Source organism: Halomonas chromatireducens (assembly GCF_001545155.1).
GTDB lineage: Bacteria > Pseudomonadota > Gammaproteobacteria > Pseudomonadales > Halomonadaceae > Halomonas > Halomonas chromatireducens.
Genome location: NZ_CP014226.1, coordinates 1,253,474 through 1,266,313, shown reverse-complemented (window position 1 = coordinate 1,266,313; position 12,840 = coordinate 1,253,474). Strand labels below are relative to the sequence as shown.

The window sequence follows — 12,840 nt, the reverse complement described above, 5'->3', positions numbered from 1 at the left end:
CCTCCAGATCGGAGAGCCGCAGGTGGGTATCGACGGAATTGAGGTTGCGNGCGAGAAAGCGCTGCGCAAGTCGCTGCGCCTGGGCCAATATGTCAACCGGTGGATGCAAGATCCGGCCACCCCGCCCTGTATCGAGCCCATGTCCCAGGATCGGCGTTTCGATGATGAGGCGTGGCAGCAGTGGCCTTACAATCTCTTCTACCAGCCTTCGGGAAAGCGGCCTTCGCGGTCGAGCAGGGCCATCACCTCCTCGTCGGAGAGCCCTTCGGTACGGTTCTCGAGCTTGGGCGCCGCATCAAGATGAGCGCGCATCTGTCGGAAGGTCCAGCCTTCGGGAATCGTCAACGGATAGGTCACCACCCGGTCGCTGCCCAGCAGCTCGATCAGATCACGGCCGCTCATGCCCGGCTCGAGCATATACTCCCCGGTACGCAACCGCGGAATCGTCTCGGGTTCCAGACGTGTCAGCAAGCGGAAGGCCCAGACGTCCTCGATCACGCCACGTTCCGCCAGATCCGCTACGGCTCGATTGAACCCCGCCCCCCGCGGCACCTCGTAGAGGGTCTCCTCCTCAACCGCAATGGGTGCCTCGAGCCGGCTTTCCCAATAGCGATAACCGGCAAACGCCGCCACGCCGGCCACGATCACCAGTACCGCCAGAAACTTGACTAGACGCAACATGCGAATTCCTCGTTCACTCTGCAAAACCCACCGGATAGCCCAGCAGGTCGTGTGCCACGGCCTGGAAGTGTCGATGGGCACGGCCTATCGGCCAGGTCGCCAAACTGCCACCCTCGGCGTCATCGAGCCGCGCCAAAGGCCAGACTCCCTGCACCGAATTGACCAGCCAGACCGCCTCGGCACCGGCCAGAACGTCCGGCGTCGCCTTGACTTCGCTGACCGCGAGATGCGCCAGCAGTTCGGCTCGCAGGGTGCCTGCCACGCCGCAATCGTCCAGCAGCGGCGTCTCAAGGCGCCCCTCACGCTGCCAGAACAGGTTCATGCATGTCGACTCGACCAGCCAGCCGTCGCTGTTGCACAGCACGCCATCCGCCAGGTCGGGATCCGACCATTCCGCCCGCGCCAGCACGTTCTCGAGCCGATTGAGATGCTTCAGTCCGGCCAGTAGCGGTTGAATGCCAAGCCTGAGCCGACAATGCCGGACTCGCACCCCATCCCGCCAGCGCAATGGCTGCGGTGAAAAGGCCATCACTTGCCAGCGCAGGCGGGGCAAAGAGGAGGCCGGCGGCAGGTAGCCCCGCCCACCGCTACCCCGAGTCAGTATCAACTTGAGGATCCGGAGACCCGGCCCGGCCTGGCCTGGCAGGCGATCCAGCTCGTCTCGCGACGGCAGCGGAAAGCCCAGCACCTGGCAGCCGCGGGCCAGGCGAGTCATGTGCTGGTCCCACAGCAACGGCTGGCCGTCACGAACCAGCACCGTCTCGAAAAGACCGTCGCCATAGGCCAGGCCACGATCGTCCAACGGCACCCACTGACGCTCAGGCGCCCGGGGCACGCTCATCACACCTTAGAAAACACAAGGGTGCCGTTGGTGCCGCCGAAGCCGAAGGAATTGGACAGCGCCACGTCGATCTTCATTTTTCGGGCGGTATGCGGCACGTAGTCCAGGTCGCAACCCTCCTGGGGGTTGTCGAGATTGATGGTCGGGGGTGCCACCTGATCGCGGATGGCGAGTATGCTGAATACCGCCTCAACGGCGCCAGCGGCACCCAGCAGATGACCGATCATCGACTTGGTGGAACTGACCGCCACCGAATTCGCCCCACTGCCCATGACCTTCTTCACGGCCCGGGTCTCGGCCAGGTCGCCGGCCGGGGTCGACGTGCCGTGGGCGTTGATGTAGTCGACCTCGGTGGGGTCGATTCCCGCATCGCGTATGGCATTGCGCATGGAGAGCGCCGCGCCACTGCCGTCTTCCGGCGGGGCCGTCATATGGAAGGCGTCGTCGCTCATGCCGAACCCGGTCAGCTCGGCATAGATCTTCGCCCCGCGTGCCTTGGCGTGCTCGTACTCCTCGAGCACCAGGATGCCGGCGCCATCGGAGAGGACGAACCCGTCGCGGTCGCGGTCCCAGGGGCGACTGGCTGCCGTGGGATCGTCGTTGCGATTCGACAGCGCCCGGGCAGCAGAGAAACCACCGAGGCCCAGCGGCGTGGTCGCCATCTCGGCGCCACCACAGATCATCACGTCGGCATCGCCATATACAATGGTTCGTGCGCTGTAGCCGATATTGTGGGTCCCGGTTGTACAGGCAGTGGTGATGGCGATGTTGGGACCACGAAAACCGTGCTGGATAGCCAGATTGCCGGAGATCATGTTGATGATGGAGCCCGGTACGAAGAACGGGGAGATACGGCGCGCGCCGCCCTTGTTCATCGCATTGTGGTTATGCTCGATCATCGGCAACCCACCAATGCCGGAGCCAACTGCCACCCCGATGCGTTCGGCATTCTCCTCGGTACACTCGATACCGGCATCGGCAATGGCCTGAGCACCTGCTGCTATCCCGTACTGGATGAACAGGTCCATCTTCCGGGCTTCCTTGGGGTTGAGGTAGGGACTGATGTCAAAATTCTTCACCGACCCACCGAACCGGGTATTGAAGCTGCTGGCATCGAAATGATCGATAGGGGCGATGCCGCTCTTGCCGGCCAGGATGTTCCCCCAGCTCTCATCCACGGTGTTGCCCAACGGTGTCACCAGACCGAGTCCGGTCACCACAACTCTACGAGCCATCAGTATTCCTCCCGACATCCTTGATGACACGACCCGTCCTCAGGGCCGTCAGTGGGCGCATTATACCCAACATGCCCCCTCCTTGGGCAGCAAACAACCCGCCCCCAATATAGCGAAAGCCGCCCTGGCCATCAGGACGGCTTTCGAGGGTCGCTCTAAGGGACCCATATACCTCAGCAAGCGGTTACGACCGCGCCCTTACTGGTGGGCGTTGACGTAATCGATAGCTTCCTGAACGGTGGTGATCTTCTCGGCTTCCTCATCGGGAATTTCGGTATCGAATTCCTCTTCGAGCGCCATGACCAGCTCGACGGTGTCCAGGGAATCAGCGCCCAGGTCTTCGGTGAAGGAGGAGCTGTTCTGGATGTCCTCTTCCTTGACGTTCAGGCGCTCGGCCACAACCTTCTTCACGCGCTCTTCGATGGTGCTCATTATGACGTACTCCAGTCGTTCAAGTTAGCCGTTCAGATGACCAGCCGGTTGGTCCACAACCTCAAGTTGCGGGGTAGTTTATAGACGCCCCCCCGTCGGCGCAACCGCCGACCAGCGAGAGCCTCAACGCATATTCATGCCACCGTTGACCTGCAGGGTCTCGCCGGTGATGTAGCCCGCACTCTCGCCGGTCAAGAAGTGGATGGCGCCCAACGCTTCCACGGTGCCGCCCTGGATGATGCGATAATGGCCCGGCACCTGGGGGTCCTCGCTGAACAGCTTGACCTCGTGGCCGACCAACACATTGGGCAGGAAAGCGTCGTCCATGCCCTGGGCGAACACCACCGAGAAGATGGCAATACCCGCCAGCAGAGCCACGCCCACATCGAGAGTCGCCACCGCGGCGGCGGCACGGGGCAGGCTCTGCCGCTCGGGCAGGCCTTGGTGACCCGATAGACGGACTTGAGATTGGTGTCGAGCACCGAATCCCACTCGTCTTCCTTCATCCGCATCAGCAGATTGTCACGCGTGATGCCGGCGTTGTTGACCAGGATGGTGGGGGCACCAAACTCCTCGGTGATCGACTTGACCAGGGCGTCGACACTGCCCTGATCGGTCACGTCCAATGCCCGACCTGCGCCTTCGATGCCGCTGGCGCGAAGATCCTCGTCGATCTTCGCCGCACCGGCTTCGGTCGTGGCCGTGCCGATAACGATCCGTCCCTGTCGACCCAGCTCATGGGCGATGGCCCGTCCAATGCCGCGACTGGCCCCTGTCACCAGGGCGATTCTACGTTCGCTCGTCATAGCGGTTCCCGATTAGAATGCTGTTTGAATCTATAGGGCGACAAACACCCCACTGACTTGTCCCGTCCCAACGGTATCACTGCGAAGCAGACTCGCGTGCCAGCTCCAGTGCGGCTATCAGGCTGTCGGGATCATTGACCGCCAAGCCCTTGCTACCTTTGGCAATGCGCTTGCCAAGACCGGTCAGTACCTTGCCCGGCCCGCACTCGATGAACACCTCGGCGCCACCCGCCACCATGGCGTCGACGCAGGAAGTCCAGCGTACCGGCTGATAGAGCTGCTCGACCAGGCGCGTGCGCACCGTCTCGACATCCGCATGCGCCTGAGCATCGACGTTCTGATAGACGGTATAGCGCGGCGCACGCATGTCGATTTCCGCCATGGCGGCCTTGAGTTCCTCGGCCGCCGGACGCATCAGAGCGCAATGCGACGGCACCGATACCGGCAGCGGCATGGCGCGCTTGGCTCCCGCACCCTGGCACAGCACGATGGCCCGCTCGACCGCCGCCTTGCTGCCGGCAATCACGACCTGTCCCGGCGCATTGTAGTTCACGGCCGCAACCACATCATTCTGCTCGGCTTCGGCACAGGCCTTTTCAACGGTAGCCTCGTCGAGACCAAGAATGGCCGCCATGCCTCCCTGGCCAGCCGGCACGGCTCGCTGCATTGCTTCACCTCGCAGCTTGACCAGGCGAACCCCATCGGCGAAGCCGATGACCCCGGCACAGACCATGGCGCTGTACTCGCCCAGGCTATGCCCCGCCATGGCCCCTGGCCGCGGCCCTTCCAGCTCCTGCCAGACGCGCCAGATGGCGACACTGGCGGTCAACAGGGCAGGCTGGGTGCAGGCAGTAGCGTTGAGTGCCTCCTCGGGGCCCTCCTGTACCACCTTCCACAGGTCGTAGCCTAACGCATCGGCCGCCTCCTCGAAGGTAGTGCGGACGACGCTATAGCGTTCGGCAAGCTCACGCAGCATGCCAATCTGCTGGGAGCCTTGGCCGGGAAATACGAGGGCAAAAGGTTGCGTCATGTCGTTTCACCTATGCTCTTATTGAGTCCGTTCATGCCGGCTGCCGAGCTCAAGAGCCAGCTGAGAGGGAAGACCTCGACTGACTTCTTGTACCGCTCGCAGCACGGCATAGGAGAAGCCAGTGGCATCGGCGCCGCCATGGCTCTTGATCACGATCCCGTCGAGTCCCAGCAGGCTGGCACCGTTATAGCGAACCGGATCCAGGTCATTCTTCAATCGCCGCAGCGCCGGCCGGGCCAGCAACCCCACCAGACGGCTACCCCAATGCGCCTCGAAGGTCGACTGCACACGCTCGATCAGCATTCGCGCCAGACCTTCGCTTGCCTTGAGCACCGCATTGCCGACGAAGCCGTCGCAGACGACCACATCGGCTGCCCCGGCGAAGATGCCATCACCCTCGACGAAGCCGCAATAGTTCAATGATGGCATGCCACTGAGGTAAGCATCCGCCTCGCGCACGCTGGCACTGCCCTTGGTGCCCTCACTGCCCACATTCAGCAGCGCCACCCTGGGCGATGCCAGGCCGTCGATATGTCGCGCCATGACGCTGCCCATGCGAGCGAAGTCCACGAGCCGTTCGGCGGTGACATCGACATTGGCCCCCAGGTCCAGCAGGTAGCAGCGCCCCTCGCCCCGAGTGGGAATCGCCGTACTGATGGCCGGTCGCGGAATGTCCGCCACCGTCCCCAACTCGCGCCGGGACAACGCCATGAGAGCCCCGGTATTACCCGAACTGATGCCTGCCAAAGCACCGCCACGCGACAGATGCGCCAGCATGCAAGCCATGCTTGTGCCGCCACCGCGACGCAATGCATCGGTGGGACGCTGGTCCTGGCGGATAACATCGGAGGCGTGATGAATAGACAAATGCGAACCAGCCGCGGCGAGGTGCCGCGGCAGGCTCTCTAGCTCGGATTCCAGCAGATCGCGAGGGCCAAACAGGTCGATCGACAGGCCTGGCCGAGCCAGCACCGCCGCAGCCGATCCCTGAACGGCAGAGGCTGGGCCCGAATCTCCCCCCATCGCATCGACGGCGACCCGCACGCTCAACGGCCGAGCATCACTGTCAAGCTGTCGACTCAGGCGTCGATGATCTTGCGGCCACGGTAGAAACCGTCGGGAGCGATGTGGTGACGCAGATGAGTGGTGCCGGTTTCCTTGTCCTGAGACAGGGTCGGGCCGCTCAGCGCATCGTGGCTACGACGCATGCCGCGCTTGGAACGGGTCTTACGGTTCTGTTGAACTGCCATGGGAAATCACTCCAGAGTGAATCGACAATGAATCAGGGTTTTCCCTTGAGGCGGCGCAGCACCTCAAAGGGATTCGCGGGAGTCGGCTCGGACGATTCGGCCTCCTCCCCGCTACTCAGCTGGTCGCGCGAGACCCGACACAGGGCCTCATCGTGGTAAACCACCTGGGGCAGGCTGAGAATGAGTTCGTCCTCAACCATCTCCAGCAGGTTCAGCTGTTCGTTTTCCACCAGCACCGGCTCGTGGGTGCTCGGCAGCTCTGCCGCGAGCGCGTCGCTCGTAACCATGCCCAGCAGGAATTCGCTTTCGACATGCTGTGACAGCGGCTCGAGGCAGCGACGACAAGGCAGCTGCAACTCGGCCTCCAGGCGTCCGTGAATCACACGGCGCCCCTGGGGGTCGATGGCAAAGTCGAGCCAAACCTGGCAGTCGCCCTCCTGCGCACCAACCTGCTCGGCGAGACGCTCGAACTGGTCGAGCGCCACCAGGCCTTCGAGGCGTTCGGCGCGGGCGGCGAGCTTGTAGGGCTCGACCCTATTGGGAAGTCGTGAGGTCAACATAGGCGCGCAATGATAGGCACTCCCCAGCCCCCTGTCAAAGACACCTTCGCGTCGGGTTACAATGGTGTCGTTCCAGGGAGGCGCTGAACAAATCGCCGAGCCAGTTCAAGCGCAAGGCGCACGGAGCACAAGAACCGGAGCATATGCGGTATATGTGAGGATTCTGACGGTCCGACGCTTCGGCACCGCGCAACGCAGCGATTCGCTCGCGCAGGCATTTGTGCGGCGTTTCCCCAGGCCGTCGATGCACCGCATGCGGCCCCACTCTTTCAGGAGACGTCAATGTCACGACTCGTACTCGCCTCAAGCTCACCCTGGCGCCGCCAACTGCTCGAGCGCCTGGGGCTGCCGTTCGACTGGGCGAGCCCCGATATCGACGAAACGCCGCGCCCCGGCGAGCCCCCCGAAGCGTTGGTACACCGCCTCTCACTGGCCAAGGCCGCCAGCGTGGCCGAGGGTTACCCCGACCACCTGGTCATCGGCTCGGACCAGGTGGCGGTCTTCGACGGTGGCATCCTCGGCAAGCCCGGCGACGCCGCCACCGCGCGCGCACAGCTGGCGCGGTTCTCCGGGCATCGCGTGCGCTTTCTCACCGGCCTGGCACTGATCGACAGCCGCGCAGCACGTCACTGGGTCTGCCACGAGTGCTACGACGTCGTGTTTCGTCAGCTCAGCGACGCCGAGATTTCCCGCTACGTGGAGCGAGAGCAGCCGCTGGACAGCGCCGGGAGCTTCCGCATGGAGGGGCTGGGCATCGCCCTGTTCGAGAAACTCGAGGGCGATGACCCCAACACTCTGGTCGGCCTGCCACTGATCCGCCTCTGTGCCCTGCTGCGCGAGGCGGGACTGGATCCTTTAGCCTACTAAAGCCGCGGCTTCTCCGGCGACAGGCCTGCGCGGAGGCGCTGTGAACCCATCCCTGGGCGCTACATTCTTCATCCTTGAAGAATGACCTCCGCTCCGCCCTGCCCCCGGCGCCGCTCCCCGTCGCCGAGGCACCTGTCGATACCCGGCACCGACATGCAAAGCGGGGGCCTCCAGCTTCGAACTACGGCAGCTGGTAGCGTACCGGCGACTGGCTAGACGGCACGCCTGCCCACTCGGCGGCGACGCGACCGAACTGGCGGGATAGGCGCTCGAACGGGTCGAGACGAGGCGTATAGTCATGGATGCGCAGCTCGTCGAACAGCTCATGGGACAGGGCATCCAGGCTGCTGATGCCGTCGACGAGTCCCAGCTCCAGCGCCTGCTCCCCGTTCCAGATCAGCCCGCTGAAGAGCCTGTCGTCATCGGCCAATCGATCACCGCGACCGGCCTGGACAGCATCGATGAACTGCCGGTGCGTGGTATCCATGACCGACTGCCAGAAGTCACGCTCTTCGGGAGCCACCGGCGAGAAGGGATCAAGGAAGCCCTTGTTCTCGCCACTGACATAGATGCGGCGCTCGATACCCAGATGCTCGATGGCCTCCTCGAAGCCGAAGCTGGCGAATATCACTCCGATCGACCCCACCAGGCTGGCCGGCGCCGCCACGATCTCGTCGGCCGCGGCGGCAATATAGTAGGCGCCGCTGGCGCCGATATCCTCGATCACGGCGATGATCGGCTTGTCGCCTTGTTCGCGCAGTCGAAGGATCTCGTTGAAGACGCGCTGAGACTGAACGGGACTGCCGCCAGGACTATCGATATGCAGCACGACCGCAGCGGCACTCTCCGCCTCCCAGGCCCGATTGAGCCCCCTGATGATGCGCTCGGCGCTGGCCGGCGACTCGCTGTCGATGACACCGTGAACCTTGACCACGCCCAGGTGCTGCCGCTCGGGCTCACGCGCACCCGGGTCAATGAAGAGGCTGTAGAGCGTCGCCGACAGCGACGCCAGTATCAGCGCGGCGAAAAAGAAGCGAAAGAAAAGCTTCCAGCGCCGGGTGCGACGCTGCTCCACCAGCACGCCACCGATCCACCGATCCAGCATCTCCTGCTGAGCCAGCCGCTGACGCTCACGCAGGACCTCGGCACTCTCCGGTGGCGGGGGCGACGTGGCGGCCTGTGCCTCCCTCGCCCGCCGCGCCTCCTCGGGGCTCAACTCGGGCCCTTGAGTCCAGCGATCCTCCTGCCCCGCTTCCCGCTTGTCGTCCCGCTTGTCATCACTCATGGATCGCGTTCCTTACAGCCGGTTATCGATTCAACCAGTCAAACAGCTCCGGCACCGCTTCAGCAGTGAACACGGGGCGGCTGGCCGCCAGTCGCTCGGGAGCATGCACCCCCCAGGTCACGGCGATCCGGTCCATGCCCAGCGCCCGAGCCATCTCCAGATCATATTCAGTGTCGCCAATCATCACCGCCTCCTCGACATCGACGCCCAGCTCGATCAGGAGTTCCTCCAGCATCTGCGGGTGCGGCTTGGAGCGCGTCTCGTCGGCGGTACGGCTGGCATGGAACCAGTCGCCGCTTCCGCTCTCGCGGAAGATGCGATCCAGGCCGCGCCGGCTCTTGCCGGTCGCTACCGCCAGGCGACGCTCGCTGATGCCACGCAGGCCCGCGACACCCGCCTCGACCCCGGGAAAGAAGCGCATTGGCGTGGTATCGCCCTGGACGAAATGGAAGGAGTAGCGACTGCGCAGCAGCTCCGACCGCTCGGGATCGATCCCGGGACAGAGCTTGTCGATGGCCTCGGGCAACCCCAGACCGATGATGTCGCGTATCGCATCGTCGGTCAGTTCGCCCCAGCCCGCATCCCGGGATGCCGCCTGCATGCAGGCGACGATACGGGCGGCAGAATCCATCAGGGTACCGTCCCAGTCGAATATCACCAGTCGATAACGCATCGAGGCTCCGGTTCAGGAGGTGGAAGAGAGCAGGGGTCAGGTCAACTTGCGGGCACGCTGCAACACGGCTTCCAGGTCGTCGGGGAGCGGCGCCCTTATCTGCACCGGCCTGCCGCTGGTCGGCTCGGGAAAGGTCAACGACGCCGCATGCAGGAAAAGGCGCGACAAGCCCAGCTTGCGTGCCAGCACTTCACCCTCCCGGGTGCCATATTTATCATCGCCCAGCAGCGGAAAGCCGGCATGGGCCGCATGCACGCGAATCTGATGGGTACGGCCGGTTACCGGCTCCGCCTCGATCAGGGTTGCCCTGGGGAAGGCCTCGCGCACACCGAAGCGCGTACGCGACACCTTGCCGGCGGCATCGACCCTAACCCGGCGCTCGCCGTTACCGGCATCGAAGCGCTCCAGGCGGGCGCTGATGAACTCACGCTTCTCCGGCCAGCGTCCCGCCACCAGGGCGAGATACTGCTTGTCCATCTTGTGCTGCTTGAGGGCATCGTTGAGGGCCAGCAGCGCCGGGCGCGACTTGGCCAGCAGCAGGCAGCCGGATGTGTCCCGGTCCAGCCGGTGCACGAGCTCCAGAAAGTCGAGATCCTCGCGCACCTGGCGCAGCGCCTCGATCAGGCCGATCTTGACGCCACTGCCTCCGTGCACGGCCAGCCCAGCCGGCTTGTTGATCACCAGCCAGTCACGCCCCTCCACCAGTACGCTTCCCGCCAGCAGGTTGCGCAGGCTGTCGCTGACCTCCCTCACCGCCTCACGGGGCGTCATCCGCAGCGGCGGGATACGCACCAGATCGCCCATCACCAGTCGGTAATCGACCTTGACCCGCTTCTTGTTGACCCGCACCTCGCCCTTGCGCACGATGCGATAGACAAGGGGACGCGGCACGCCCTTGAGGCGCGTCATCAGGAAGTTGTCGATTCGCTGGCCGACCTGGCCCTCGCCCACTTCCACCCACTGTACGTCGCGCCCTTCGGTCATGACACTCCCGCTCGAAACCTGTTGTGAGCCGGCATTCTAGCCTACTCGGCCACTCGCTGCGCCAATTGCCGCATATTACCATTGCTGCTATATTGCCAGCTCGCTCGGATGGATCCCTTCGGTCCCATAAGCGCCTGCCCGACAGACACGCAGGCCGGAGCGACGAAATCAGGCCGCGACGACCCGCTGACTCGGTCCCGCCGCCGACGAGTGACCCAGTGTTACCGATACGACAGCAAGACGACAGCAAGACACCTTGATGTAACGAAGACAGCAGTAACGAAGACAGCAGTAACGACATCAATAGAAAGCAAGACGTAGCGAAGGCCCACGTCATGAGGAAAAGTGACACACGACGAGAGTCGCACGGCTGAGCGCTACGGATACACCGCTATCGATGGATAGCGACAAACAAGGCAATGGCGAACTCTACGGTGAAGCCTCGCTACCGGTTGCCCAATTTGCATCGCGACTATACGTCTTTCACTACGACCCGCTCGAAAAGGGCGAACCGGCCGATATTCCAACCGATGATGTAGTTCGGGCCAAGGGTCTGGCCCAGGATAGCTGGGCATCTGGGCGCAAGCATCGGATGCCCGGCAGTCAAGCTCGACGGGACCACTCGAGATCGAGCGTCAATTTCTGCTCAGGGCAGAAGGAGAGCAACACATGTCGATTGCATCAGAAACCCCGGCTTCCAAGGATGTTTCGAGCTGGACCGACCCAACAATGGATTCGGTCAAAGGCACTGAAACGCCCAAGGACCCCAACAAGGGGTATATCGCGCTGCTTGGCTGGAGCGTTAACGCCATCAAGGCGGCACAGAAGTTTGATCGTCGCTACGTGGTGGTGGCGCCCGACTGGGCCGCCGATTTCTGCGAAGCCAATAATATCCCGTATATTCAATGGGACTTCCTGCGTCTGAATGATCGATCCCTGGAAATTGCGGAGACCCTCAAGGCAGAAGGCGTTGATGTGGCCATACCGTTGTTCGAGGAAACCGTCGAATGGTCCGGCGCTATCAACTCCGTCCTCATGGACAGCCCCCGCATGTACGGGCAATCCATCCTTTTCAGGGACAAGGCGCTGATGAAGCGCCGCGCCCAGCTTGGCGGTATTCGCGTGGGGATCTTCGAGGAAGCCCACGAAAAAGATGACATCATCCGTTTCATGAAACGGGTCAACCAGACGTTGCTCAAACTCGACGGTGACCCGGATGACCCGATTCACGTCAAGGCCTTCGACAAGGCCGGCTGTCTCGGGCACCGCATGATCCGCAAGATAGAGGAGATCGACAGCATACCGGCCGAAGAGTATCCCTTGCTGATGGAAAGTCACCTTGATGGCTGGGAGTTTGCCGTCGAGGCCTGGATCCATGATGGTAAGATCAAGTTCCTCAATATCTCTGAATACGTGACACTGGGCTATTCGGTGTTCGTCCCCGCCACACGGGAGCTCGAGAGCTGGCGCAACGCCATTACCAAGCAGATCGAGAAGCTGATCAAGACGTTCGACATCCAGTTCGGTCTGATTCACCCCGAGTACTTCGTGGCGGCGGACGGCGAGATGTACTTCGGCGAGGTCGCCTACCGCCCGCCGGGCTTCAAGGCCTTTGAGCTCATCGAACGCGCCTACGGATTCAGTGCCTATCAGGCGTCGATGCTGGTCTTCGATCCCAAGAGTACCAAGGAGGAGGTCGATGCCTTCTTCCCCCGCGAAGTGGTCGACGCGAAAGGCTATGCGGGTTGCTTTGGCGTATACCCGAGGCGTCGTGTCGTGAGCAAACTCGAGATGCCCAAGGAAACCATCGAGCATCCGTACTTCGAGTCTCACGAGCTGATAGAGCCGGTCGAAGAGACGGTTCCGGACCGTTCGGCTTTCGGGACGCACTGGGGGCTGTTGTTCTTCTTCGGTGACGATCCGATCACGATGCGGGACCTGCTCAAGGCTCAAGAGGACCTGGACTTCTACGTCTAGCCACTCGTTCAGCCGACTCGCATCCAGGCTGATGTGACCAGGGGCGGGGCCTATGCCCTGCCCCTTTTTCTTGCCGCAGGCTCCGGCGCATCAGGCTGGCTAAACAATGTTTTTTGACATGCGAGCGCGCCTAATGGCCACCGCCGGAGCCAGCGACATCACCTAAAAAAAAGCGGCGAAGAAGAGCTGGTGGGCTTCCTGGTCGTGACCTATCAGTGA

At 63.0% G+C, this 12,840-nt stretch carries 12 protein-coding genes and 4 pseudogenes; 2 read left to right on the top strand and 14 right to left on the bottom strand.

The genetic code is table 11. From position 1 onward, the window contains the following. Window positions 1-201: 201 nt before the first annotated feature. From LOKO_RS05950 to LOKO_RS05910, 11 genes and pseudogenes are all read right to left on the bottom strand, one after another. Window positions 202-681, bottom strand: a pseudogene (locus LOKO_RS05950) (endolytic transglycosylase MltG); the annotation flags it as partial. Window positions 682-694: 13 nt separating this feature from the next. Continuing rightward, a complete protein-coding gene (pabC, locus tag LOKO_RS05945; protein WP_066446323.1) occupies window positions 695-1,522 on the bottom strand; it encodes an aminodeoxychorismate lyase in 828 nt (275 codons plus the stop codon). Next, window positions 1,522-2,760 (bottom strand): beta-ketoacyl-ACP synthase II, encoded by a 1,239-nt coding sequence (gene fabF, locus LOKO_RS05940; protein WP_410505415.1) that lies wholly within the window; start codon window positions 2,758-2,760, stop codon window positions 1,522-1,524. The genes pabC and fabF overlap by 1 nt, the downstream gene beginning before the upstream one ends. Window positions 2,761-2,955: 195 nt before the next feature. Then, a complete protein-coding gene (acpP, locus tag LOKO_RS05935) occupies window positions 2,956-3,189 on the bottom strand; it encodes an acyl carrier protein (RefSeq protein WP_008956801.1) in 234 nt (77 codons plus the stop codon). A gap of 123 nt (window positions 3,190-3,312) precedes the next feature. After that, a pseudogene (gene fabG / locus LOKO_RS19220) lies at window positions 3,313-3,396 on the bottom strand (3-oxoacyl-ACP reductase); the annotation flags it as partial. After that, window positions 3,385-3,510, bottom strand: a pseudogene (locus tag LOKO_RS20590) (peptidase M42); the annotation flags it as partial. The pseudogenes fabG and LOKO_RS20590, both read right to left, overlap by 12 nt. A gap of 104 nt (window positions 3,511-3,614) precedes the next feature. After that, window positions 3,615-3,995 (bottom strand): annotated as a pseudogene (locus LOKO_RS18630) (SDR family NAD(P)-dependent oxidoreductase); the annotation flags it as partial. Window positions 3,996-4,071: 76 nt separating this feature from the next. Then, the gene (gene fabD, locus LOKO_RS05925; protein WP_066446318.1) at window positions 4,072-5,025 is read right to left on the bottom strand and encodes an ACP S-malonyltransferase; all 954 of its coding nucleotides are present in this window, start codon (window positions 5,023-5,025) and stop codon (window positions 4,072-4,074) included. Between the two features lie 18 nt (window positions 5,026-5,043). Beyond that, the gene (gene plsX, locus LOKO_RS05920; RefSeq protein ID WP_066452246.1) at window positions 5,044-6,069 is read right to left on the bottom strand and encodes a phosphate acyltransferase PlsX; all 1,026 of its coding nucleotides are present in this window, start codon (window positions 6,067-6,069) and stop codon (window positions 5,044-5,046) included. Between the two features lie 35 nt (window positions 6,070-6,104). Next, complete coding sequence (gene rpmF, locus LOKO_RS05915; RefSeq protein ID WP_066446316.1) at window positions 6,105-6,275, bottom strand: 50S ribosomal protein L32; 171 nt, start codon at window positions 6,273-6,275, stop codon at window positions 6,105-6,107. 32 nt (window positions 6,276-6,307) lie between these two features. Beyond that, window positions 6,308-6,835 (bottom strand): YceD family protein, encoded by a 528-nt coding sequence (locus LOKO_RS05910; protein ID WP_066446314.1) that lies wholly within the window; start codon window positions 6,833-6,835, stop codon window positions 6,308-6,310. 282 nt (window positions 6,836-7,117) lie between these two features. Here LOKO_RS05910 and LOKO_RS05905 point away from each other — a divergent pair, with 282 nt between their 5' ends. Further along, complete coding sequence (locus LOKO_RS05905; protein ID WP_066446312.1) at window positions 7,118-7,702, top strand: Maf family protein; 585 nt, start codon at window positions 7,118-7,120, stop codon at window positions 7,700-7,702. A gap of 181 nt (window positions 7,703-7,883) precedes the next feature. Here LOKO_RS05905 and sppA read toward each other — a convergent pair whose 3' ends face one another. Genes sppA through LOKO_RS05890 form a run of 3 tightly spaced genes read right to left on the bottom strand, consistent with a single transcriptional unit; the run spans window position 7,884 to window position 10,644 of the window. Then, window positions 7,884-8,987, bottom strand: coding sequence for a signal peptide peptidase SppA (sppA, locus tag LOKO_RS05900; protein WP_066446309.1), 1,104 nt, complete (start codon window positions 8,985-8,987; stop codon window positions 7,884-7,886). Window positions 8,988-9,009: 22 nt separating this feature from the next. Further along, on the bottom strand, window positions 9,010-9,660 hold the full coding sequence (locus LOKO_RS05895) for an HAD family hydrolase (RefSeq protein ID WP_066446307.1): 651 nt from the start codon (window positions 9,658-9,660) through the stop codon (window positions 9,010-9,012). A gap of 36 nt (window positions 9,661-9,696) precedes the next feature. Further along, window positions 9,697-10,644, bottom strand: coding sequence for an RluA family pseudouridine synthase (locus LOKO_RS05890; RefSeq protein WP_066446305.1), 948 nt, complete (start codon window positions 10,642-10,644; stop codon window positions 9,697-9,699). Window positions 10,645-11,313: 669 nt separating this feature from the next. Here LOKO_RS05890 and LOKO_RS05885 point away from each other — a divergent pair. Continuing rightward, window positions 11,314-12,621 (top strand): ATP-grasp domain-containing protein, encoded by a 1,308-nt coding sequence (locus LOKO_RS05885; RefSeq protein ID WP_066446302.1) that lies wholly within the window; start codon window positions 11,314-11,316, stop codon window positions 12,619-12,621. The last annotated feature ends 219 nt before the right edge of the window (window positions 12,622-12,840 follow it).

What these genes read in the sequence shown, in the direction of transcription:
- LOKO_RS05885 (WP_066446302.1), top strand. Translation starts at nt 11,314, where the DNA reads ATGTCGATTGCATCAGAAACCCCGGCTTCCAAGGATGTTTCGAGCTGG.
- fabD (WP_066446318.1), bottom strand. Translation starts at nt 5,025, where the DNA reads ATGACGCAACCTTTTGCCCTCGTATTTCCCGGCCAAGGCTCCCAGCAG.
- pabC (WP_066446323.1), bottom strand. Translation starts at nt 1,522, where the DNA reads ATGAGCGTGCCCCGGGCGCCTGAGCGTCAGTGGGTGCCGTTGGACGAT.
- LOKO_RS05895 (WP_066446307.1), bottom strand. Translation starts at nt 9,660, where the DNA reads ATGCGTTATCGACTGGTGATATTCGACTGGGACGGTACCCTGATGGAT.
- LOKO_RS05905 (WP_066446312.1), top strand. Translation starts at nt 7,118, where the DNA reads ATGTCACGACTCGTACTCGCCTCAAGCTCACCCTGGCGCCGCCAACTG.
- rpmF (WP_066446316.1), bottom strand. Translation starts at nt 6,275, where the DNA reads ATGGCAGTTCAACAGAACCGTAAGACCCGTTCCAAGCGCGGCATGCGT.
- LOKO_RS05890 (WP_066446305.1), bottom strand. Translation starts at nt 10,644, where the DNA reads ATGACCGAAGGGCGCGACGTACAGTGGGTGGAAGTGGGCGAGGGCCAG.
- sppA (WP_066446309.1), bottom strand. Translation starts at nt 8,987, where the DNA reads ATGAGTGATGACAAGCGGGACGACAAGCGGGAAGCGGGGCAGGAGGAT.
- LOKO_RS05910 (WP_066446314.1), bottom strand. Translation starts at nt 6,835, where the DNA reads ATGTTGACCTCACGACTTCCCAATAGGGTCGAGCCCTACAAGCTCGCC.
- acpP (WP_008956801.1), bottom strand. Translation starts at nt 3,189, where the DNA reads ATGAGCACCATCGAAGAGCGCGTGAAGAAGGTTGTGGCCGAGCGCCTG.